We start from the raw sequence: 22,583 nt of genomic DNA, 5'->3' as shown, positions 1-22,583 counted from the left end.
AGGACCAGGTCCTCACAGTATATTTGAAAAAGTACTCAATGGGAAAGTGGTTGCGGGGGCCGGATTTGAACCGACGACCTTCGGGTTATGAGCCCGACGAGCTACCAGGCTGCTCCACCCCGCGCCTGAAACGTGGCATATTTTACTCTTATTGAGCAAAAGACGCAAATACTGCTGGGATTTGGTACCGAGGACGGGACATAAAATCGTGGTAAAGTTTATTGATAAACTCTATATTTTGTCAACCTGTATTTCGTCTCTCCCTGTTCTCGTTTGTGCTGTCATCTCGCTATTTTTTAGCAAAAAAGCAATGAAGCACTTCCTGTCATCCGCAAAAGATGATTAAATGAAAACTCACAATTAATGCATAAACATGCAATAAGAACTTGTTCCATTTGACGCCATTGCTACCGTATATTTGGGTACGGGAAGCGCGCAGTCGCCAGAGCAGCGTCAAAGCTCGTGAAGATTATGCACTTTGTCCGCAGAAAAAACGGCAGGCAGAATAGTCAAATGGGACAGGTTCTACGACTTGATAAACCGAACTCACAACAGTCTATCTAGCAGGGTTTTATTTTATGACGACGATTCTTAAGCATCTCCCGGTTGGTCAACGTATTGGTATCGCTTTCTCTGGTGGTCTGGATACCAGCGCCGCACTGCTGTGGATGCGCAAAAAAGGCGCAGTTCCTTATGCCTATACTGCAAACCTGGGCCAGCCTGACGAAGAAGATTACGATGCAATCCCTCGTCGCGCCAAAGAGTACGGTGCAGAAGGCGCTCGTCTGATCGACTGCCGTAAACAGCTGGTCGCAGAAGGTATCGCCGCGATTCAGTGCGGTGCTTTCCACAATACTACTGGCGGTCTGACCTACTTTAACACCACCCCGCTGGGCCGCGCGGTGACCGGCACCATGCTGGTTGCAGCGATGAAAGAAGATGGCGTAAACATCTGGGGCGACGGCAGCACTTACAAAGGCAACGATATCGAGCGTTTCTACCGCTATGGTCTGCTGACCAATGCCGAGCTGAAAATTTACAAACCGTGGCTGGATAGCGACTTTATCGATGAGCTGGGCGGCCGTCAGGAAATGTCCGAATTCATGATTTCCTGCGGCTTTGACTACAAAATGTCCGTTGAAAAAGCCTACTCCACCGACTCCAATATGCTGGGCGCAACGCACGAAGCGAAAGATCTGGAATTCCTCAACTCCAGCATGAAAATCGTTAACCCGATCATGGGCGTCAAGTTCTGGGACGAAAGCGTCAAAATCCCGGCCGAGGAAGTGACTATCCGTTTTGAGCAGGGTCATCCGGTGGCGTTGAACGGTAAAACCTTCAGCGATGACGTCGAGCTGATGCTGGAAGCGAACCGCATCGGCGGCCGTCATGGTCTGGGCATGAGCGATCAGATCGAGAACCGTATCATCGAAGCGAAGAGCCGCGGTATTTATGAAGCCCCGGGGATGGCGCTGCTGCATATTGCTTATGAGCGTCTGCTGACCGGTATTCACAACGAAGATACCATCGAGCAGTACCATGCCCATGGTCGCCAGCTGGGCCGCCTGCTGTATCAGGGCCGTTGGTTTGATTCCCAGGCTCTGATGCTGCGCGATGCGCTGCAGCGTTGGGTGGCCAGCGCCATTACCGGCGAGGTGACGCTGGAGCTCCGTCGCGGCAACGACTACTCCATCCTGAACACCGTCTCCGATAATCTGACCTACAAAGCCGAACGTCTGACGATGGAAAAAGGCGACTCCATGTTCTCGGCGGAGGACCGTATTGGTCAACTGACCATGCGTAATCTGGATATTACCGATACCCGTGACAAGCTGTTTGGTTACGCGCAATCGGGCCTGCTGAGCGCCTCTTCGGCTACCGGCCTGCCGCAGGTAGAAAACCTGGAAAACAGAGAAAAATAATCTGTTTTCAACTACGCTTTCAGCCGACGTTAATCCGTCGGCTTTTTTTTGGTCAACACTCAACGCCAGAAAAATCTTAGCCTGTTAATTTTACCTGTCGCAATTTCTTATAATTACTGTCTATAATCACCCGAATACATTTATCCTTGACCCCGTGAGGATCGCGATGAATATTAATCCCCCGGTCAGGCCAAACCAGGCGATCAACCGCCTTCTGGAAACGCTCGAACCGTATGCTACACCAATGAATGTCGTTGCCAGAAAAAGGCTGACGCCGAACTATAAAGGTAAAGCGCAGCTCTATCTTTTAAAAAAAGGTGAGCTGTCCATCATTCGTTCATCTGATAAATTATTGATCGTTACCGTCTATGAACCTCATCTGTTTGGCGTCGCCGAGATACTTCAGCCAAGCCATAGCCACGCTCTGCGTGCTGAGGTCGCCTCCGAGGTTCTGCGTATCGACAGCGAGCATGCCATCAAACTGTTCCGCGAGCATAACCTGTGGGAAGAGGTGACCCGCCTGCTGGCATACCATACTTCCTATCTGGTGTACCGGGACGATCTGGTGTTGCAGCAACGTACCTACTCGGTGATTCGCAATCATCTGCTGGAGATGCTGCTGTTGCCGCAAGAGACGCGCCTGCGGGTCTCCATCCTCGAATATATTCAGGACCGCACCCATCTTTCACGCAGCAGTATTCTCAATGTGCTGTCGGCGTTAAAAAAAGGGGGATATATTGAGTTCGCCCGCGGCGGTTATTTACAAAGCGTAAGCTCACTTCCTGAAAAATTCTAATCATCCATCGTACTATTTATCGCTTATCTATTGTTGTCGGCGCCGGGTCGACTGAAGAATTTAAATTTAAACAAACAAATGATAACGACAAGCGATAAATAATTTTATTCTGGGCTCCTGTATTTATCACACTGATTGTGTGTTGAAAACTGAACAACAAGCTCAGGAATGAAGATGGTTCTCCTTATGCCGTTCACCGTCAATGCCTGCTTCGTGCGCAGGTTGGTCTCCTTGTGTCCCGGTGCACGGTACGACAATACCTGTTTCTGCAGCTGGCACTATGACTCTCTTCTTTGACCGCAATTAATCAGCCTGGTGGCCGATGCGTTGGGAAGAGATGTCTGATGTGAGGATTAACCCTCATCTGGCTGCAGGCGTTTATGCCCCTTCAGGCACGAGGATGGGGGGAAATCAGGTGTTTCAGCTGTCCCTGAAACGCCTGATGGATGGGCCGTCCGTCAGCAGAGGGGGGCTATCCGTATGTCACACCAGACTGGGCTGGTCGTGCGATGTTTTAGCACGCCAGCAACGCTGCCAATAATCAGCAAAGCGTAAGTGTCGATACCTCTACCGCAATCGTGGCAATGGTTTCGCGCTTCAGTAAATAACGATTAAACCCAAAAACCCGTTAAATTTTTGCCCGAACGCCCGTATCGGGCATTTTTTTACCTGAAGGAATTCAACAATGAGCATGATCACTCCGAAATCAGTTCTGTTAGTTGCCGCTCTCGGTGCCAGCAGCGCCGCCTGCGCATCGGTAAACTTACACGGAGAGGCGGGGGAAGAGTTCACTAACCTTTCCGCCAGCTTCGGTGCAGAAGAACCGGGTATGACCTTTAACGGCAACTGGGCACACAGCGATAATGACGGCGACGTCGCCGGGTTAGGCATGGGCTATAACTTTAACCTCGGTCCGTTTCTCCTGACGCTGGGAGGCAAAGCGCTCTATCTGAATCCGCAAGATAGCGATGAGGGTTACGCCGTCGCACTGGGCGGCGGTGCACAGCTCCCACTGGGCCAATACTTTACGCTTTTCGGTGAAACCTATTATTCTCCGGACTCCATGTCCAGCGGCGTCGATGACTACGTGGAAGCTAACGCCGGCGTGCGGATTAACGTGATTAAATCGCTGAATATTGAAGCCGGATATCGCTATATTGATATGGCGGGGAAAGACGCCCATCATGACAACACGTTGGCTGATGGCGCTTATGCAGGTTTCAACTTCCGTTTCTGATGCAAAAGGGGATTGCCGCCGGCAATCCCTCATTCATTTATGCCGCCACAGGAACGCCTTTCAGCAAGCGGTTGATCACCTGTAGTCCTGCAATGTTGTTCTCTTTACGATAAACCTCATTCATCGCTGACATCTGTTCCAGTTTGGTCAGAGCGCTGTAGACGTGGAACGCCTCGCTGTCTTTATCAAATATATCTTTTTTAGAGACATCCTGCAGGTAGTTGTCTTTTAACGACCGGCTCAGGTTGCCGATAATCGCGCTATTATCCTGGAAACAACTGACCACCGCCTGAGCACTCTGCCCTGAAGGCTGCGCGCCACTCTGCAATACCGGCACCGTTAAGGTATTAATGGTGTCAACGGTATCCCCCGACGGCGTAGCACTGCATCCGGACAAACACAGGGCGCCGGCAATGATAAACGACCTGATTTTTTTCATGGCGTCACTTCACCTCTTCTGAATAGATGAGCGCGACTTTAGCGATTGCGGTGGGTTCAAGACCAGTGAAGAGTTATTTATAAATAAATAAGCGCCTGTCGAAGGCAAAAAAAAAGACGCTTTTCAGCGTCTTTTTTTCGGAATATTGGTACCGAGGACGGGACTTGAACCCGTAAGCCCAATCGGGCACTACCACCTCAAGGTAGCGTGTCTACCAATTCCACCACCTCGGCACGGATATAACTATTAGTGCGGGATATCGCTGCTCGGCTGTGCAGGAGCTGTTGGCTGAGTCTGCTCGGTTTTCGGCGCGCTCAGATTATCCCACTCACTTCCTTTATTGGTCTTGTTGCTGTTGATATTGCCCAGCACCAGACTGATGATGAAGAACAACGCTGCCAGAATACCAGTCATGCGGGTCATGAAGTTACCAGAACCGCTGGATCCAAACAACGTGCCGGAAGCGCCTGCTCCGAAGGAGGCTCCCATATCAGCGCCTTTACCTTGCTGCAGCATGATCAGACCAACGAGGCCAATCGCTACAATAAGGAAAACAACTAAAAGAGCTTCTTGCATAATCAACCTGTTCCTTGCGGATTCGCCGCATACCAATTGCTTCAACCAATAAAGCGGGAGGTTTTAATGTTTCCCACTGAAGCGGGTGTGAATACTAACCAAAGCGAATGACCTTCGCAAGGGCAATTTCGGTGCATTGTATCAACTGCGGAAAAAAACAGCAAAAAACGATTTTTTGGCGAAGAAAAAGGCGGCAAGCGCCGCCTTTTTAAACACTTAGCACCCTGTCAGCCCGCATGATTATTTCACATTGCCTGGCGCTGACGGCAGCACTGCGCAGACGAGAAAATAAATAACCGGCTTAATCAGGCGTTTTTCACCGCATCGGCGATACGATGCGCGAACTCATGTACCTGCTCTTCATGCTCGCCTTCGACCATGACGCGAATAAGTGGCTCAGTACCCGATTTGCGCAGCAGCACACGACCACGATTGCCCAATGCCGCTTCCACTTCAGCCATCACCGCTTTCACGTTTTCATGTTCCAGCGGGTTACCACTGCCTTCAGTGAAACGGACGTTGACCAGAATTTGTGGGAACATTTTCATGCCGCTACACAGGTCATGCAGACTCATGTGGTTACGCACCATCGCTGCCACAACCTGCAGGCTGGCGACGATACCGTCACCGGTGGTGGTTTTATCCAGCAGGATAACGTGGCCGGAGTTTTCCGCCCCGATACGCCAGCCTTTCTCCTGTAGCTTCTCGAGGACATAGCGGTCACCCACTTTAGCCCGGGCAAACGGAATGCCCAGCTGCTTGAGCGCCAGCTCCAGCCCCATGTTACTCATTAACGTTCCCACCGCGCCGCCGCGCAGCTGGCCCTGCCGCAGACCTTCCCGGGCGATGATATACAGAATCTGATCGCCATCGACCTTATTACCTTCATGGTCGACCATAATGACGCGGTCGCCATCGCCATCATAGGCGATACCCAGATCGGCTTTTTCGGCCAGCACGCGCGCCTGCAGGGCGCGTACGTCGGTTGCCCCGACCTCTTCGTTGATGTTGAGCCCGTTCGGCTCACAACCCATCGCGATCACCTGAGCACCCAACTCGCGGAACACATTCGGGGCGATGTGATAGGTCGCGCCATGGGCGCAGTCGACAACCACTTTGAGCGCATTCAGGCTCAGTTCGTTCGGGAAGGTGCCTTTGCAGAATTCAATATAACGCCCCGCGGCATCCACGATGCGGCTGGCTTTCCCCAGCTCAGCAGAATCAACGCAGGTGAGCTCTTTTTCCATTTCCGCTTCAATCGCCTCTTCTACGTTATCCGGCAGCTTGGTGCCTTCAATAGAGAAGAATTTGATCCCGTTGTCATAAAACGGGTTATGCGAAGCTGAAATGACAATCCCGGCCTCAGCACGGAAGGCTCGCGTCAGGTAAGCCACCGCCGGAGTGGGCATCGGGCCGGTAAAAGAAGCGGAAAGCCCCGCAGCAGCCAGTCCTGCCTCCAGCGCCGATTCCAGCATATAGCCAGAGATACGGGTATCTTTACCAATAATGATTTTGCGTGAACCGTGACGCGCCAGCACCTTGCCCGCGGCCCAGCCCAGTTTGAGCACGAATTCCGGGGTGATGGGCGCATCGCCTACGCGGCCACGGATACCATCGGTGCCAAAATATTTGCGGTTACTCATAACGTTTATTTTCCTTTGTGCTCAGGGTGGCTTCCACCACGCGTAGCGCTTCTACCGTTTCTTTGACGTCATGGACGCGAATAATCTGCGCGCCCTGCATCGCTGCAATCACTGCACACGCCAGGCTACCGCTGAGGCGTTCCGCCGGCCCGACGTTAAGCAGTTGGCCAACCATCGACTTACGCGACATGCCGACCAGCAGCGGGAGACCGAACTGGTGGAACTCGCCGAGTCGGGCAAGTAGCTCATAATTATGGGCAAGATTTTTACCGAAACCGAATCCCGGGTCGAGCAACAATTTCTCTTTTGCGATACCGGCCTGCTCACAGCGCACGATATGCTCGGTGAAAAAGCGCGCGACGTCGGCAAAAACATCATCGTACTTCGGCGCTTCCTGCATCGTTTTTGGCTGTCCCTGCATATGCATCAGACACACCGGTAGCCCGGTTTGCGCCGCGGCTTCCAGCGCCCCAGGCTCGGTCAGCGAACGGATATCGTTAATAATATGTGCGCCTGCCCGTGCGGACTCACGGATCACTTCTGGCTTCGACGTGTCTACCGAAATCCAGACTTCAAAACGCTGGGCAACCGCCTCCACAACCGGAATCACGCGCGCCAGCTCTTCCTCGACGCTCACATCCAACGCTCCCGGACGGGTCGATTCGCCGCCGATATCGATGATAGTCGCTCCCGCGTTTATCATCAGATTGGCATGCTTAACCGCCTCCACGAGCGAGTTATGTGTGCCGCCATCAGAGAATGAATCTGGCGTCACGTTAAGGATACCCATTACGTGAGGATGGGAGAGGTCGAGGGTTGAGCCCTGGGCTACGAGTTTCATCGCGAAATCCATGAATCCGGAAGGTTAATAAAAAGAAAAACCCCGGAGCGGCTGGCGCCCCGGGGTTTCAATAGACATAACAACATCAATAGCGGCTAACTTATTTGTCGCCCAGTTGCTCTGACATGGTGTTACCCGGGTTCGGCGTACGCGGTTCATCGACCGGACGCGGCGCACTCGGGGTGCCATTGTTGCCAGAATTATTGGTGCCGTTCGGATCTTCCCATCCCGCAGGTGGGCGAACTTCGCGACGAGCCATCAGGTCATCAATCTGCGGTGCGTCAATGGTCTCATATTTCATGAGCGCATCTTTCATCGAATGCAGGATGTCCATGTTGTCATTCAGAATCTGACGAGCACGGTTGTAGTTGCGTTCAACCAGCGATTTCACTTCCTGGTCGATGATACGTGCTGTCTCATCGGACATATGTTTCGCTTTCGCGACGCTACGACCGAGGAACACTTCGCCCTCTTCCTCTGCATACAGCAGCGGACCGAGTTTGTCAGAGAAGCCCCACTGCGTCACCATGTTACGCGCCAGGTTGGTCGCGACTTTAATGTCGTTCGACGCCCCGGTAGAAACATGTTCTACGCCGTAGATAATCTCTTCCGCCAGACGACCGCCGTACAGGGTCGAAATCTGACTTTCCAGCTTCTGACGGCTGGCGCTGATAGCATCGCCTTCCGGCAGGAAGAAGGTCACACCCAACGCACGACCGCGCGGAATAATCGTCACTTTATGCACCGGATCGTGCTCCGGTACCAGGCGGCCGATAATCGCGTGGCCCGCTTCGTGGTAAGCGGTGGATTCTTTCTGCGCTTCGGTCATCACCATGGAGCGACGTTCCGCACCCATCATGATTTTGTCTTTCGCTTTTTCGAACTCGACCATCGATACCACGCGTTTGTTGCCACGGGCAGCAAACAGAGCGGCTTCGTTGACCAGGTTCGCCAGGTCAGCACCCGAGAAGCCCGGGGTACCACGCGCAATGATTGCCGCGTCGATATCCGGCGACAGCGGTACGCGACGCATATGAACTTTCAGAATCTGTTCACGACCGCGGACATCCGGCAGCCCCACGACAACCTGACGGTCGAAACGGCCTGGACGCAGCAGCGCCGGGTCAAGTACGTCCGGACGGTTGGTCGCCGCGATAACGATAATGCCTTCGTTACCTTCGAAGCCATCCATCTCAACCAGCATCTGGTTAAGCGTCTGTTCACGTTCATCGTGACCACCGCCCAGACCAGCGCCACGCTGGCGACCGACGGCGTCGATTTCATCGATGAAGATAATGCACGGTGCCGCTTTCTTGGCCTGTTCGAACATGTCACGCACGCGAGATGCGCCCACGCCAACGAACATTTCTACGAAGTCAGAACCGGAAATGGTGAAGAACGGTACTTTCGCTTCGCCGGCGATAGCTTTTGCCAGCAGCGTTTTACCGGTACCCGGAGGGCCGACCATCAGGACGCCTTTCGGGATTTTACCGCCCAGCTTCTGGAAGCGGCTCGGTTCACGCAGGTATTCAACCAGTTCACCCACTTCCTCTTTCGCCTCGTCGCAACCGGCAACATCAGCAAAAGTGGTTTTGATCTGGTCTTCCGTCAGCATACGGGCTTTGCTTTTGCCGAAGGACATCGCGCCCTTTCCGCCGCCGCCCTGCATTTGACGCATGAAGAAGATCCAGACACCGATCAGCAAGAGCATCGGGAACCAGGAAATAAAGATGGAAGCCAGCAGGCTAGGTTCTTCCGGCGGTTCGCCAACCACTTTGACGTTTTTCGTCAACAGGTTATCGAGCAGCTTCGGATCGTTGACCGGAATGTAAGTCGTGTAACGGTTACTATCTTTCTTGGTAACGTTGATCTCACGTCCGTTGATACGCGCTTCGCGAACCTGGTCCTGGTTGACCTCTTGCAGGAAGGTTGAATAATCCACCTTACGGCCATTAGACTCGCTGGGCCCAAAGCTCTGGAATACTGACATCAGCACAACGGCAATGACCAGCCAGAGTATTAGGTTTTTCGCCATGTCACTCAAGGGATTAACCTCTTATTACAACTGTGTTAAAAACAGCGTCAGGATACTCTATATCCAGCGTCTTTCAAACTTTCGTTTGAAATCTACCGGTTATGGTTTACGCCCGGTCGCTACAATGTACACTTCACGCGAACGTGCGCGAGAAGAGTCCGGCTTACGAACTTTGACCTTCGTAAACAGGGAGCGAATTTCTCTTAGATACTCATCGAAGCCTTCGCCCTGGAACACCTTCACTACAAAACTACCACCCGGCGCTAATACATCACGAGCCATTCCAAGCGCCAGCTCCACCAAATACATGGCCCGGGGAATATCCACCGCCGGTGTTCCACACATGTTTGGTGCCATATCGGACATGACAACCTGCACTTTACTGTCACCTACGCGTTCAAGTAACGCTTTCAGAACTAATTCATCACGAAAGTCGCCCTGAAGGAAGTCCACACCAACGATTGGATCCATAGGTAAAAGATCGCAAGCGATGATGCGGCCGCTGTTTCCGATCTGCGTAACCGCATATTGCGACCAGCCACCGGGTGCAGCGCCGAGGTCAACAATGGTCATCCCCGGTTTAAAAATCTTGTCACTTTGCTGTATTTCATCAAGTTTAAACCAGGCACGGGAACGTAACCCCTTTTTCTGTGCCTGTTGAACATATTTATCGCTAAAGTGTTCCTGAAGCCAGCGGCTTGAGCTGGCAGAACGCTTTTTACCTGTCATTTAACATTCCCGTTTCGGGTTCATCATACTTTGCGACGTAAAAATCGACACGGTAGTTTGGCGATATATGGGAGATGGCGGTAGAATGAACCGTTTTCAATCCCAACGTAAGCAAAAAAATACGATGAATCTGAGTACTAAACAAAAACAGCACCTGAAAGGTCTGGCACATCCGCTCAAGCCGGTAGTTATGCTTGGCAACAATGGTTTGACCGAAGGGGTACTGGCCGAGATCGAACAAGCGTTAGAGCACCATGAGCTCATCAAGGTGAAAATCGCATCGGAAGACCGCGAAACTAAAACCTTGATCGTGGAAGCTATCGTGCGCGAAACCGGCGCCTGTAACGTACAGGTCATCGGTAAAACGCTGGTCCTGTATCGCCCAACTAAAGAGCGTAAAATCTCGCTGCCACGCTAAGAATATCCTGAATCTCGACACAACTTTGTGTAAAACGAGGGATTTCTACGGGTAGACGAGCAAAATGCCATGCTCCGGACGTTGATAAAAGGCCGCTATGCGGCCTTTTTCCTTTCTTTACAATCCATCAACATGGTAGCGGGAAATACGGATTAAAGGTACTCGACCTTGATAATTTCGTATTCTACTTCACCGCCTGGTGTGCGGATTGTCACTACATCGTCCTGTTCTTTACCGATCAAACCACGGGCAATCGGTGAATTCACAGAGATCAGATTTTGCTTAAAATCAGCTTCATCATCACCCACGATGCGGTAAGTCTGTTCTTCATCGGTATCGAGGTTCAGGACCTTTACGGTTGCACCAAAAATCACCCGCCCGTTGTTCGGCATTTTGGTGATATCGATAACCTGTGCATTGGACAGCTTAGCTTCAATATCCTTAATGCGGCCTTCGCAGAAACCTTGCTGCTCGCGGGCTGCGTGGTACTCAGCGTTCTCTTTCAGATCGCCATGTTCGCGCGCATCGGCAATAGCAGCGATGATTTCAGGACGACGAACGGACTTCAGAAAATCCAGTTCTTCGCGAAGTTTTTCAGCACCACGTAAGGTCATCGGAATAGCTTGCATTTGTTATACCTCTTTATCATTCCTTCATAGAACGGACGCCGCCGTTCCGCCACCAGTCAGGCATTGAGCAGGACAGGAGCAAAAAGAAAACCGACCCGGAAAACATTCCCCAGGTCAGCAGCAATTTTCAATTTGATACGTATTTTACCCTGAAGTTCACTATGGGTCATCGTTTACTTTACAGGGTGTTGCACCGTAGTATGACGACCTGGTTTCAGGTTGTTAGCGCGAGATTATGCGATTTCCCAGATTTATCATCGGATTGACCGCCGGTATAGCGTTTAGCGCTCAGGCGGCGAACATTGACGAATATATCACCCAGCTGCCTGCGGGTGCTAACCTCGCCTTCATGGCGCAGAAGGTTGGCTCCCCGACGCCGGAGATAGATTTCCACAGCCAGCAGATGGCACTCCCCGCCAGTACCCAGAAGGTGATCACTGCGCTGGCCGCTCTGCTGCAGCTCGGGCCGAACTTTCGTTTTACCACCACGCTGGAAACCAAAGGCAGCCTTGATGGCGGCGTGCTAAAAGGCGACCTGATTGCCCGTTTTGGCGGCGATCCCACGCTGAAACGTCAGGATATTCGCAATATGGTGGCGACGCTAAAAAAAGCGGGCGTCCAGCGGATCGAGGGGAACGTCTTGATTGATACCTCGGTCTTCGCCAGCCACGACAAAGCGCCGGGCTGGCCGTGGAACGACATGACCCAATGCTTTAGCGCCCCGCCTGCGGCCGCTATCGTCGATCGTAACTGTTTTTCTGTCTCACTTTATAGCGCGCAAAAACCTGGCGATCTGGCCTTTATTCGCGTCGCGTCGTACTACCCGGTGACGATGTTTAGCCAGGTGAGAACGCTGGCCCGCGGCTCCGCGGAGGCCCAGTACTGCGAACTCGACGTGGTGACCGGCGACCTGAACCGCTATACCCTGACGGGTTGCCTGCCACAGCGTAGTGAGCCCTTACCGCTGGCTTTCGCCATTCAGGATGGCGCAAGCTATGCTGGCGTGATCCTGAAGTCCGAACTGACCCAGGCAGGGATTACCTATAGCGGTACGCTGCTGCGCCAGACTCTGGCGAACGATCCGGGAACCGTGCTGGCTACGACGCAATCAGCTCCGCTGCACGACCTCCTGCGGATCATGTTAAAAAAATCAGACAACATGATCGCGGACACCGTCTTTCGCACCATTGGTCACGCTCGTCTTGGGGTACCAGGTACCTGGCGTGCCGGTTCGGATGCGGTGCGCCAGATCCTGCGTCAACAGGCCGGCATTGATCTCGGTAATACGATTATTGCCGACGGTTCCGGTCTGTCGCGGCATAACCTGATTGCTCCGGCAACCATGATGCAGGTGCTGCAATATATCGCCCAGCACGATAATGAACTCAACTTCATCTCCATGCTGCCGCTGGCTGGCCACGATGGCTCGCTGCAGTATCGTGCAGGCCTGAATCAGGCAGGGGTCGATGGTAAAGTGTCGGCCAAAACGGGTTCTCTGCAGGGCGTTTACAACCTCGCAGGTTTCATCACCGCCGCCAGCGGGCAAAAAATCGCCTTCGTACAATACTTATCAGGCTATGCGGTACCGCCTGCGGATCAGCGCAACCGCCGGATCCCGCTGGTACGCTTCGAGAGTCGATTGTATAAGGATTTGTACCAGAACAACTAATACAAAGGGCCGCATCAAATGCGGCCCTTTTTAGTGCGTTCTGCACCGCTTTCCGGCATATCCGGGCAGCAGTCCTGCCGTCGCCCCGATCGGCAATGTACCGGGGCGCTCCAGCAACTTAACGCTTATAGATGAACTCGACGCCTTCTTCGTCGTCTTCGTCCCAGTCGTCATCCCAGTCTTCGTCGTCTTCAACTTCAACTTCGGCTTCTTCAAGCTGCTGACGGTGGTAGTCGTCCCACATAAACTCGACTTTTTCAGGCGCTTTCTCTTCCTGTGCATGAACGATTGGGTTCTCGATGATAAAGGTCATCACGTCCCAGCACAGATCTTTCACGCCCTGCTGGCTTGCCGCGGAGATCAGGTAGAACTTATCTTCCCAGCCCAGCGCATCGGCAATGGCTTTCGCCTTCGCTTCAGCTTCCGCTTTATCCATCAGGTCAATCTTATTGAAGACCAACCAACGTGGTTTTTCAGCCAGCTTCTCGCTGTATTTTTCCAGTTCACCGATGATAATGCGCGCATTCTCAACCGGATCGGAACCGTCGATCGGCTCGATATCGATGAGGTGCAGCAGCACGCGGCAGCGTTCAAGGTGTTTCAGGAAGCGAATACCCAGACCTGCACCTTCCGCGGCGCCTTCGATAAGCCCAGGAATATCCGCAACAACGAAGCTCTTCTCGTTATCCATACGCACAACGCCAAGGCTCGGCACCAGCGTGGTAAACGGATAATCAGCCACTTTCGGCTTCGCCGCAGAAACGGCGCGGATGAAGGTGGATTTACCGGCATTCGGCATACCCAGCATCCCGACGTCTGCCAGCAGCATCAGCTCCAGCTGCAGATCGCGCTTGTCACCCGGCGTCCCCATCGTTTTCTGACGCGGAGTACGGTTGACGGACGATTTGAAACGGGTGTTGCCCAGACCGTGCCAGCCGCCTTTAGCGACCATCAGACGCTGACCATGCTTAGTCATATCGCCCATGACTTCGCCGGTCCCTTGATCGATAACGCGGGTCCCTACAGGCACTTTGACCGACACGTCTTTACCACGTTTACCGGTACAGTCGCGACTCTGGCCATTCTGTCCACGCTCAGCGCGGAAGGATTTTTCAAAACGGTAATCGATCAGGGTGTTCAGGTTTTCGTCCGCTTCCAGCCAGACATCACCACCATCACCACCGTCGCCGCCGTCCGGGCCGCCTCTCGGGATATATTTTTCACGGCGGAAGCTAACGCAACCATTGCCGCCATCACCTGCTACGACCAGGATTGTTGCTTCATCAACAAACTTCATTTTACTCTCCGAAAATCATTCGCCTGAGCGGGGCAGCGGTACAACCGCTTCACGCTTACGTAAGCCACCCCAAAGACGGTGGCCTATGGCGGAATACATCGCGCCCGCAACCACGACAAACGCACCGAGATAACCTAACAGGTTTAACATCGGTCTGGCGAAAACATCGGGCCAGGCCAGTGATAATAAATCTGAAAAAAGCAGCGTAAACAATGGCGTTAAGGTAATCAACGCGCTCACCTGAGCTGCCTGCCAGCGCGCCATGGCTTCCGCCAGCGCACCGTAGCCTACCAGGGTATTTAACCCGCAGAAAATCAGGCACGCCAGTTGCCAGTTGCTTAACGCCAGAACTTGTGAGAGCGTCGCCAACGGCAGCAACGCTATCGTACATAAAGTGTACAGCAAAAAGAGGATTTGCTGTGACGCCAGGCGGCGTAATAACACCTTTTGCGCGACGCCGTAGCTGACCCAAACCGCAGCCGCTGCAACGCCAAAAATTACCCCCCACGTGTAATCCGTCAGGCGGGTAAAAATCTCAATCAGGCTGGTGTTAAAGAACATCACCAGCCCGCAAATCAACATCAGTGCTCCCACGACCTGGGTACCACGCATTTTCTCCTTAAGGATCAATACGCTGGCCACCATCATACCGACCGGAGATAGCTGTCCGATCACCTGAGAAGCCGTGGGACTAAGATATTGCAGGGAAGAGCTGAACAGAATGAAGTTACCAAACAGGCCGCCCGTCGCAATGGCCAGTAGAACCAGCCAGCGCGGTTTGCGAAAGAGGCGCAGCGGCGGCAGTTTACCTCTGATAGCGAGGATTGTGCCAAGGCCGATACTTGCCATCAAAAAGCGATAAAACACCACCGTCGGCGGCGCCATCACTTCAAGAACCTGCTTCATGGCAATGGGCAACGCTCCCCAGCACATCGCGGTGGTGAGGGCCAAAAGAATGCCAATGCCGGCCTGCTGCTTCATACCCGTTTTCCCTGCAGAAAAATATCCGGGATTCTAATGTAAAAAGCCCCGCAACACGTTGCGGGGCTTTAATCCGTTACCGGACCACGAAAAACTTACTCAGCAACGATGCTGATGTATTTACGGTTGTTCGGGCCTTTAACTTCAAATTTCACTTTACCGTCTGCTTTAGCAAACAGAGTGTGGTCACGACCGCAACCTACGTTGGTGCCTGCGTGGAATTTGGTGCCACGCTGACGAACGATGATGCTACCCGCCAGAACGGATTCGCCACCGAAACGCTTAACGCCCAGGCGTTTAGCTTCTGAGTCGCGACCGTTACGAGTTGAGCCGCCAGCCTTTTTATGTGCCATTTAAATCTCTCCTCAGGTCTTAGGCGCTGATGCCAGTAATTTTCACATCAGTGAACCACTGACGATGGCCCTGCTGCTTACGGTAGTGTTTACGACGACGAAACTTAACGATTTTAACTTTCTCGCCACGACCGTGAGCAACAACTTCAGCTTTGATTACGCCGCCCTCAACGAAAGGAACGCCGATCTTGATTTCTTCACCGTTTGCGATCATCAGCACTTCAGCGAACTCAACAGCTTCGCCAGTTGCGATGTCCAGCTTTTCCAGGCGAATGGTCTGACCTTCGCTTACTCGGTGTTGTTTACCACCACTTTGGAAAACCGCGTACATATAAAACTCCGCTTCCGCGCACCTCTTCGTGTGATTCAGAGTGCGCTATAAATATTCACAATAGGGCGCGAATATTACGCAAAACGCGAGCCTTTGACAAGAGCGATTAGCGATCAACGCAGAAAAAAAACACAACTTTCACGCTAACGTTTATCTATGGCAATTTTTCAGTACAATCATAGCTTCGTTTAATTCTATCTTAATCCTTCTGTGAACCCACCTGGATTCGCGGTAACAGGACATGTGGCCCGGCTTTTGCGATGAATTTAGAAAAAATCAATGAGTTAACCGCGCAGGATATGGCGGGTGTCAATGCGACAATCCTTGAGCAACTTGACTCAGATGTTCAGCTTATCAATCAATTAGGCTATTACATCGTTAGCGGAGGCGGTAAACGTATTCGTCCGATGATTGCGGTTCTTGCCGCCCGGGCAGTGGGTTACCAGGGCGACGCGCATGTCACTATTGCCGCACTGATCGAATTTATTCATACCGCCACCTTGTTGCATGATGATGTCGTTGATGAATCCGATATGCGCCGCGGCAAGGCGACGGCAAACGCCGCTTTTGGCAACGCAGCCAGCGTGCTGGTTGGTGATTTTATCTATACCCGCTCTTTCCAGATGATGACCAGCCTCGGCTCGTTAAAAGTGCTGGAAGTGATGTCTAAAGCCGTTAACGTCATTGCTGAAGGCGAAGTGCTGCAGTTGATGAACGTCAACGACCCGGACATCACTGAAGAAAACTATATGCGGGTAATTTACAGCAAAACAGCCCGTCTGTTTGAAGCCGCCGCACAGTGTTCCGGCATCCTGGCCGGTTGTACCGCAGAACAGGAGCAAGCGCTTCAGGACTATGGTCGTTATCTCGGCACGGCATTCCAGCTGATCGACGATTTACTGGACTACAGCTCTGATGGTGAGCGTCTCGGCAAAAACGTGGGTGATGACCTGAACGAAGGCAAACCGACGTTACCGTTATTGCATGCCATGCGTCATGGCACTCCAGAGCAGTCAGCGATGATTCGCGGAGCGATTGAGCAAGGCAACGGGCGTCACCTTCTCGACGCGGTTCTCGAGACGATGGCGACCTGCGGCTCACTGGAGTGGACCCGTAAACGCGCGGAAGAGGAAGCGGACAAAGCCATTGCGGTGCTTCAGGTCTTACCGGATTCCCCATGGCGTGAAGCGCTTATCGGTCTTGCCCATATTGCGGTACAACGCGACCACTGATTCCCCCTCCCCTGTTCCCGCGACGGCGCGGGAACAGGCCATAAAGTTCCAGTAAAATTCATGCCTCGCCTTATTTCCTGGTATATTCCGAATATCAAGACACCTTACAAGAACTTGTTAGAACTTAATTAAACCTGGGAGTATAGTCATTCCGTTGCTCATATATCAGGCAAGCGGGATCATCACCACCAGGAGAATTTATGGAAAAGTTCATCGACTGGCATCCGGCAGATATCATTGCTGGATTGCGCAAAAAAGGGACGTCGCTGGCAGCGGAGTCGCGGCGTAACGGCTTGAGTTCTTCAACGCTGGCGAATGCATTGACCCGGCCATGGCCAAAAGGCGAGCTGATTATTGCTCATGCGCTGGATACCAAGCCGTGGATTATCTGGCCCTCACGCTATCATGACCCGGTAACGCATCAGTTTATCGACAGAACGCAAATGATACGCCAGAAGAAAGAGAGCGAATGAAAGCGGTTCGCTGAGTGCAACAGGACGGAATAAAAAACAGCCCCCGGACACACGTCAAGGGGCTGTTATCACTACAGAGTTACTCGCCTTTTACGCGTTCGATATTTGCGCCCAGCGCCTGCAGTTTATCTTCGATGCGCTCGTATCCACGATCGATGTGGTAGATACGATCGACAATCGTGGTGCCTTCCGCGATACAGCCGGCCAGGACCAGGCTTGCTGACGCTCGCAGGTCAGTCGCCATCACCTGTGCACCGGAGAGCTGCGCCACGCCGTGGCATATCGCCGTATTGCTTTCGATCTCCGCGTGTGCACCCATACGGATCAGTTCCGGAATGTGCATGAAACGGTTTTCAAAGATCGTTTCGGTAATCACGCCGGTCCCTTCCGCAACCAGGTTCAGCAGCGTGAACTGCGCCTGCATGTCGGTCGGGAACCCCGGGTGTGGCGCGGTGCGTACATTGACGGCTTTCGGACGATTGCCGTGCATATCCAGGCTAATCCAGTCTTCGCCGGTTTCGATATCAGCGCCCGCATCGCGCAGCTTGGCCAGTACGGCATCCAGGGTATCAGGCTGTGCGTTGCGGCAAACAATTTTACCGCCGGAGATTGCCGCAGCGACCAGGAAAGTACCGGTTTCGATACGGTCAGGCAGAACGCGGTATACGCCGCCACCCAGACGCGCTACGCCTTCGATGGTGATGCGGTCAGTCCCCTGACCTTTAATTTTCGCGCCCAGCGTGTTGAGGAAGTTCGCCGTATCGACGATTTCCGGCTCGCGAGCGGCGTTTTCAATAACGGTGGTGCCCTCCGCCAGCGTCGCGGCACTCATAATGGTCACGGTCGCGCCGACGCTGACCTTATCCATCACAATATGCGCGCCTTTAAGACGTCCGTTAACCGACGCCTTCACATAACCTTCTTCCAGTTTGATCTCTGCGCCCAGCTGCTCAAGGCCGATAATATGCAAATCGACCGGACGCGCACCGATAGCACAACCGCCCGGCAGTGAAACCTGTCCCTGACCAAAGCGCGCCACCAGCGGGCCCAGCGCCCAGATAGAAGCACGCATTGTTTTGACCAGATCGTACGGCGCGCAGAAGACGTCGACCGGACCCGCATCGATCCAGACTGACCCATTGCGTTTCACTTTGGCGCCGAGCTGGCTCAGCAGTTTCATCGTGGTATCGATGTCTTTCAGTTTTGGTACGTTCTGGATCTCAATCGGCTCATCTGCCAGCAGTGCAGCAAAGAGGATCGGCAGGGCGGCATTTTTTGCACCGGAGATGGTGACTTCCCCCTGGAGGCGTGTCGGCCCCTGAACACGGAATTTATCCATTGATTCTGTTCTCTGTTAAGAATTCACATACGCTGCGGGGAACATCCCTGCAGCTTAAAAGCCGTTGAGTTTGCGGTCCCGGGCCCATTCTTGCGGGGTAAATGCTTTGATCGACAGAGCATGAATGCGGTTGTCGGCAATGTATTCCATCAGCGGAGCGTAGACTGCCTGCTGTTTTTTTACCCGGCTCATGCCGTCAAACATCTCACCCACAGCAATAACCTGAAAGTGACTGCCATCGCCAGAGACGTGGACTTCCTGAAGGGAGAGTGCGTTCATCAGCACGGTCTGAATTTCATGATTTTCCATGGGTTCAAATTTTATCTGGTAGTGAAAATAGCCCAACATCTTAGAGGAAAGTGGCGCGGTCTTAAATAAGCAAAAAGCCCCATCGAAGATATTGATGGGGCTTTCAGGATAACCTCAGCAGTAACGCACTGAAAAACTATGGGATCATATCGGCGGGAAGGTTGTAAAGACTGACTAAAGTTTGCAGGTTGTCGCTCTTGCCAATCAGTTTCGCTTCCCGGCCCTGGTGGCGAATTAACGCCACAAAGTGCATCAGCAGCGCCAGGCCGGCGGTATCCACCCGGGTCAGCGCGCTCAGGTCGATAGTCGATACGCCATCGGTCGCTTGTGCACGGGCTTCCCAGAGCGGGACCAGCAGATCCTGGTCCAGCTCCCCGTGCAGCGCCAGTCGCTCGCCGTCGCGAGTCCAGCTCAGCTGCCCGGTCATTATTTTTTCTGTTCCAGAGTGATCGGCTGCGCGGAGATCGCTTTCAGTTGCGCGGTCAGGCCATCAACGCCTTTGGTGCGCAGCAGGTCGCTCCACTCGTTTTGTTTGGTGGTGATCATGCTCACCCCTTCGGCAATCATATCGTAAGCCTGCCAGTTACCGGTCTGGGTGTTTTTACGCCACTGGAAATCCAGGCGCACCGGAGGGCGGCCATTGGGATCGATGATCGTCACGCGAATAGGGATGATAGTTGCATCGCCCAGCGGTTGTTCCGGAGCAATTTGATAGGTTTGACCATGGTACATAGCCAGCGCCTGGCCGTAGGCCTGCTTCAGGTATTCACGGAAGGCGACAAAGTAGGCTTCGCGCTGCGCCGGGGTCGCATCTTTGTAATACCGGCCCAGAACCAGCGCGCCGGCATACTTCACCTGGACATACGGCATCAGCTCCTGGTCAACGATATCACGCAGATAGTTTGGGTTAGCCTGAATCTTCGACTGTTCATTTTTAAGACGATCGAAGGTCTTCTGCGCCGCTTCGTTCATCAGCTTATAGGGATTGGACTGATCCGCCGCCGTAGCAGCCGTCAAGGGAGCAATCACCAGCATGGCGATCATCATTAAACGTTTAAACATAGGGTGTCTCTCCTGAAATTAATGCGTCGTGGCGGCCGGTGGCGTCGCGCTAGTATGACTATCTGTCGCTGCCGAATCATCGCCAGAATTCTTATTGTCACTGCCCTTACTGCTATAAAGGAACTGACCAATCAGGTCTTCCAGAACCATGGCAGACTTGGTGTCCTGAATAGTGCTGCCATCTTTAAGGATAGACGTCCCCAGTTCCGGATCGTCGAAACCGATATTCAGCGCCAGATACTGTTCTCCCAGCAGACCTGAGGTACGAATAGCCAGCGAGCTGGAATCAGGAATATGGTTGTAGCTCTCATCAATATCGAGCGCGACCCGCGGCAGGTAGGTTTTCGGGTCAAGAGTAATATCCGCCACCCGGCCCACGACCACGCCGCCAATGCGGACCGGAGAACGCGCCTTCAGCCCACCAATATTGTCAAAGGTGGCATAGATACGATACGTCGGCTCGGTACGTAAAGAGGTTACGTTGGCGGCTTTGAGACAGACAAACAGCGCAGCCAGCAACGCAACCAGTAAGAACACACCTACCCAGATTTCACTTTTTTTCGTTTGCATGAACTCAATTCCCAAACATCAGCGCAGTCAGCACAAAATCCAGCCCCAGAACCGCCAGCGACGAATGCACCACGGTACGCGTCGTTGCCCGGCTAATCCCGGCGGAAGTGGGGATAGCGTCATAACCATTAAATAACGCAACCCATGTCACCGTAATGGCAAACACCAGACTCTTAATCAGGCAGTTAACCAGGTCCATTCGCCAGTCAACGGCATTTTGCATCGCGGTCCAGAAGAAGCCACTGTCGATACCCTTCCAGCTTACGCCCACCAGCGAACCGCCCCAGATACCCACGGCGACAAAAATAATGGTCAACAGCGGTAGCGAGATAACCCCGGCCCAGAAGCGAGGTGAAATCACGCGACGCAGCGGATCGACCGCCATCATTTCCATGCTGGAGAGCTGTTCGGTCGCGCGCATCAGGCCAATTTCCGCGGTCAGCGCTGAACCCGCACGCCCGGCAAACAGCAGCGCAGCGACCACCGGACCCAGTTCGCGCAGCAGGGATAGCGCCACCAGCATGCCTAAACTGGTTTCCGCACTATAGGTGGTGAGCACCAGATAGCCCTGCAGCCCCAGAACCATGCCGATAAACAGCCCCGACACGATGATAATCAGCATCGATAGCACGCCAACGTTGTAGAGCTGGCGAACCAGCAGCGGCGCATGCTTACGAAATTCCGGCTTGCCCACCACCGCATTGAAAAGCATTAATCCGGCACGCCCGAAAGCCGCGGTCGTTTTAATTCCCCGGTGTCCGAGTGATGCCAGCACGTTTAGCAGCATCAGTTGCTCGCTCCCTTGCCTAATAAATCATGCTGATAGTCACCGGCCGGATAGCGGAACGGTACCGGACCATCGGCAATACCATCAATGAACTGGCGAACCCGAGGGTCGCCGTTTTCACGCAGCGACTGCGCGCTGCCGTGAGCCACGATTTTTTTGTCCGCCACGATATACGCGTAATCAGCAATGCTCAGCACTTCTGGCACGTCGTGTGACACCACGATACAGGTCACGCCCAGCGTGCTGTTGAGTTCTGAAATCAGCTTGACCAGCACCCCCATGGTAATGGGATCCTGTCCGACAAACGGTTCGTCGAACATAATCAGGTCCGGCTCCAGCGCGATGGCTCTGGCCAGGGCGGCGCGACGCGCCATCCCGCCTGAGAGTTCAGAGGGCATCAATTTCGCCGCTCCGCGCAGCCCGACCGCTTCAAGCTTCATCATGACGGTCGTATGCAGTAGCGCCTCCGGCAAACGCGTATGTTCACGTAGCGGATAGGCTACGTTATTGAACACGTTCATATCGGTGAACAGGGCTCCGGACTGGAACAGCATGCTCATCCGCTTACGCACGGTATACAGGCGCGAGCGTGACATCTGCGGCACGTTTTCACCATCGAACAGAATCTCACCTTTATCCGGCGGGATCTGCCCGCCGATCAGGCGCAGCAGCGTCGTTTTACCGATCCCCGATGGTCCCATAATCGCCGTGATCTTACCGCGCGGCACTGACAGCGAGATATCGTCAAAGATGACGCGATCGCCGCGAGAGAAGCGGATACCGCGTACTTCGACCAAATTCGCCAGAGTTTGGCTCATAAAATCATCCTTACTAAACATCCCTCGGGCTAAGCATGGCGCGTACCTTCGCCACAAACCCAACATTTTTACAGAATCTTACCTGCCTGGGTTAGCG

25 protein-coding genes and 2 tRNA genes are annotated in these 22,583 nt (G+C 53.3%); 7 read left to right on the top strand and 20 right to left on the bottom strand.

The genetic code is table 11. From position 1 onward, the window contains the following. Positions 1-47 precede the first annotated feature (47 nt). A tRNA-Met gene (locus AC007G_RS04930) sits at positions 48-124 on the bottom strand. A 454-nt stretch (positions 125-578) separates the two neighbouring features. On the opposite strand from AC007G_RS04930, the gene argG reads away from it, so the two are divergent. From argG to AC007G_RS04915, 3 genes are all read left to right on the top strand, one after another. Continuing rightward, positions 579-1,922 (top strand): argininosuccinate synthase, encoded by a 1,344-nt coding sequence (gene argG, locus AC007G_RS04925; RefSeq protein ID WP_032697437.1) that lies wholly within the window; start codon positions 579-581, stop codon positions 1,920-1,922. 166 nt (positions 1,923-2,088) lie between these two features. Further along, positions 2,089-2,718, top strand: coding sequence for a winged helix-turn-helix transcriptional regulator (locus AC007G_RS04920; protein ID WP_032690581.1), 630 nt, complete (start codon positions 2,089-2,091; stop codon positions 2,716-2,718). Between the two features lie 685 nt (positions 2,719-3,403). Continuing rightward, positions 3,404-3,955, top strand: a complete 552-nt coding sequence (locus tag AC007G_RS04915; protein ID WP_004868084.1) for a YfaZ family outer membrane protein — start codon at positions 3,404-3,406, stop codon at positions 3,953-3,955. A 37-nt stretch (positions 3,956-3,992) separates the two neighbouring features. Here AC007G_RS04915 and AC007G_RS04910 read toward each other — a convergent pair whose 3' ends face one another. The 7 genes from AC007G_RS04910 to rlmE form a co-directional block, all read right to left on the bottom strand. Then, positions 3,993-4,394: a hypothetical protein gene (locus AC007G_RS04910; RefSeq protein ID WP_032690580.1), complete on the bottom strand. Its 402-nt coding sequence runs from the start codon at positions 4,392-4,394 to the stop codon at positions 3,993-3,995. A 146-nt stretch (positions 4,395-4,540) separates the two neighbouring features. After that, a tRNA-Leu gene (locus AC007G_RS04905) sits at positions 4,541-4,627 on the bottom strand. Positions 4,628-4,640: 13 nt separating this feature from the next. After that, positions 4,641-4,970 (bottom strand): preprotein translocase subunit SecG, encoded by a 330-nt coding sequence (gene secG / locus AC007G_RS04900; RefSeq protein WP_004868090.1) that lies wholly within the window; start codon positions 4,968-4,970, stop codon positions 4,641-4,643. A 305-nt stretch (positions 4,971-5,275) separates the two neighbouring features. Then, complete coding sequence (gene glmM, locus AC007G_RS04895; RefSeq protein ID WP_032690579.1) at positions 5,276-6,613, bottom strand: phosphoglucosamine mutase; 1,338 nt, start codon at positions 6,611-6,613, stop codon at positions 5,276-5,278. After that, positions 6,606-7,454 carry a dihydropteroate synthase gene (folP, locus tag AC007G_RS04890; protein ID WP_032690578.1) on the bottom strand — a complete coding sequence of 283 codons (849 nt, stop codon included), beginning with the start codon at positions 7,452-7,454 and terminating at the stop codon, positions 6,606-6,608. Before folP ends, glmM begins: the two co-directional genes overlap by 8 nt. A gap of 100 nt (positions 7,455-7,554) precedes the next feature. Then, on the bottom strand, positions 7,555-9,489 hold the full coding sequence (gene ftsH, locus AC007G_RS04885) for an ATP-dependent zinc metalloprotease FtsH (protein ID WP_015585660.1): 1,935 nt from the start codon (positions 9,487-9,489) through the stop codon (positions 7,555-7,557). A gap of 99 nt (positions 9,490-9,588) precedes the next feature. Then, positions 9,589-10,218 (bottom strand): 23S rRNA (uridine(2552)-2'-O)-methyltransferase RlmE, encoded by a 630-nt coding sequence (gene rlmE, locus AC007G_RS04880; protein WP_004106110.1) that lies wholly within the window; start codon positions 10,216-10,218, stop codon positions 9,589-9,591. A gap of 124 nt (positions 10,219-10,342) precedes the next feature. Here rlmE and yhbY point away from each other — a divergent pair, with 124 nt between their 5' ends. Then, positions 10,343-10,636, top strand: coding sequence for a ribosome assembly RNA-binding protein YhbY (gene yhbY, locus AC007G_RS04875; protein ID WP_004139797.1), 294 nt, complete (start codon positions 10,343-10,345; stop codon positions 10,634-10,636). 152 nt (positions 10,637-10,788) lie between these two features. Here yhbY and greA read toward each other — a convergent pair whose 3' ends face one another. After that, entirely contained in the window at positions 10,789-11,265 is a 477-nt protein-coding gene (gene greA / locus AC007G_RS04870) for a transcription elongation factor GreA (RefSeq protein WP_004868107.1), read from the bottom strand. Positions 11,266-11,500: 235 nt separating this feature from the next. On the opposite strand from greA, the gene dacB reads away from it, so the two are divergent. Beyond that, complete coding sequence (gene dacB, locus AC007G_RS04865; protein ID WP_032690577.1) at positions 11,501-12,934, top strand: serine-type D-Ala-D-Ala carboxypeptidase; 1,434 nt, start codon at positions 11,501-11,503, stop codon at positions 12,932-12,934. 118 nt (positions 12,935-13,052) lie between these two features. On the opposite strand, the gene cgtA is transcribed toward dacB, so the two are convergent. The 4 genes from cgtA to rplU all read right to left on the bottom strand — a co-directional run bounded on the left by cgtA (position 13,053) and on the right by rplU (position 15,896). Further along, entirely contained in the window at positions 13,053-14,231 is a 1,179-nt protein-coding gene (cgtA, locus tag AC007G_RS04860; protein ID WP_032690576.1) for an Obg family GTPase CgtA, read from the bottom strand. 15 nt (positions 14,232-14,246) lie between these two features. Then, positions 14,247-15,212, bottom strand: a complete 966-nt coding sequence (locus AC007G_RS04855) for a DMT family transporter (protein ID WP_032697435.1) — start codon at positions 15,210-15,212, stop codon at positions 14,247-14,249. Between the two features lie 95 nt (positions 15,213-15,307). Continuing rightward, positions 15,308-15,565, bottom strand: a complete 258-nt coding sequence (rpmA, locus tag AC007G_RS04850; protein WP_003861831.1) for a 50S ribosomal protein L27 — start codon at positions 15,563-15,565, stop codon at positions 15,308-15,310. 19 nt (positions 15,566-15,584) lie between these two features. Next, complete coding sequence (rplU, locus tag AC007G_RS04845) at positions 15,585-15,896, bottom strand: 50S ribosomal protein L21 (protein WP_004106123.1); 312 nt, start codon at positions 15,894-15,896, stop codon at positions 15,585-15,587. 260 nt (positions 15,897-16,156) lie between these two features. On the opposite strand from rplU, the gene ispB reads away from it, so the two are divergent. Together ispB and sfsB are read left to right on the top strand one after the other, a co-directional pair. Then, positions 16,157-17,128 (top strand): octaprenyl diphosphate synthase, encoded by a 972-nt coding sequence (gene ispB / locus AC007G_RS04840; RefSeq protein WP_032690575.1) that lies wholly within the window; start codon positions 16,157-16,159, stop codon positions 17,126-17,128. Positions 17,129-17,328: 200 nt separating this feature from the next. Beyond that, positions 17,329-17,601 (top strand): DNA-binding transcriptional regulator SfsB, encoded by a 273-nt coding sequence (gene sfsB, locus AC007G_RS04835; protein ID WP_032690574.1) that lies wholly within the window; start codon positions 17,329-17,331, stop codon positions 17,599-17,601. 79 nt (positions 17,602-17,680) lie between these two features. On the opposite strand, the gene murA is transcribed toward sfsB, so the two are convergent. The 7 genes from murA to mlaF all read right to left on the bottom strand — a co-directional run bounded on the left by murA (position 17,681) and on the right by mlaF (position 22,486). Next, a complete protein-coding gene (gene murA, locus AC007G_RS04830; RefSeq protein WP_032690573.1) occupies positions 17,681-18,940 on the bottom strand; it encodes a UDP-N-acetylglucosamine 1-carboxyvinyltransferase in 1,260 nt (419 codons plus the stop codon). A gap of 54 nt (positions 18,941-18,994) precedes the next feature. After that, complete coding sequence (ibaG, locus tag AC007G_RS04825) at positions 18,995-19,249, bottom strand: BolA family iron metabolism protein IbaG (RefSeq protein ID WP_015585657.1); 255 nt, start codon at positions 19,247-19,249, stop codon at positions 18,995-18,997. Between the two features lie 136 nt (positions 19,250-19,385). Beyond that, positions 19,386-19,676 (bottom strand): lipid asymmetry maintenance protein MlaB, encoded by a 291-nt coding sequence (mlaB, locus tag AC007G_RS04820; protein ID WP_032690572.1) that lies wholly within the window; start codon positions 19,674-19,676, stop codon positions 19,386-19,388. Beyond that, positions 19,676-20,311, bottom strand: coding sequence for a phospholipid-binding protein MlaC (mlaC, locus tag AC007G_RS04815; protein ID WP_032690571.1), 636 nt, complete (start codon positions 20,309-20,311; stop codon positions 19,676-19,678). The genes mlaB and mlaC overlap by 1 nt, the downstream gene beginning before the upstream one ends. Positions 20,312-20,329: 18 nt before the next feature. Next, positions 20,330-20,881, bottom strand: coding sequence for an outer membrane lipid asymmetry maintenance protein MlaD (mlaD, locus tag AC007G_RS04810; protein WP_032690570.1), 552 nt, complete (start codon positions 20,879-20,881; stop codon positions 20,330-20,332). Between the two features lie 4 nt (positions 20,882-20,885). Continuing rightward, complete coding sequence (mlaE, locus tag AC007G_RS04805; protein WP_032690569.1) at positions 20,886-21,668, bottom strand: lipid asymmetry maintenance ABC transporter permease subunit MlaE; 783 nt, start codon at positions 21,666-21,668, stop codon at positions 20,886-20,888. Beyond that, on the bottom strand, positions 21,668-22,486 hold the full coding sequence (gene mlaF / locus AC007G_RS04800) for a phospholipid ABC transporter ATP-binding protein MlaF (RefSeq protein ID WP_004868142.1): 819 nt from the start codon (positions 22,484-22,486) through the stop codon (positions 21,668-21,670). The genes mlaE and mlaF overlap by 1 nt, the downstream gene beginning before the upstream one ends. Between the last annotated feature and the right edge of the window lie 97 nt (positions 22,487-22,583).

The sequence above is a fragment of the Klebsiella sp. CSG-1 genome (assembly GCF_056521145.1).
Note: the sequence above shows the minus strand (reverse complement) of the source record. Positions and strands in the feature narration are given on the sequence as shown.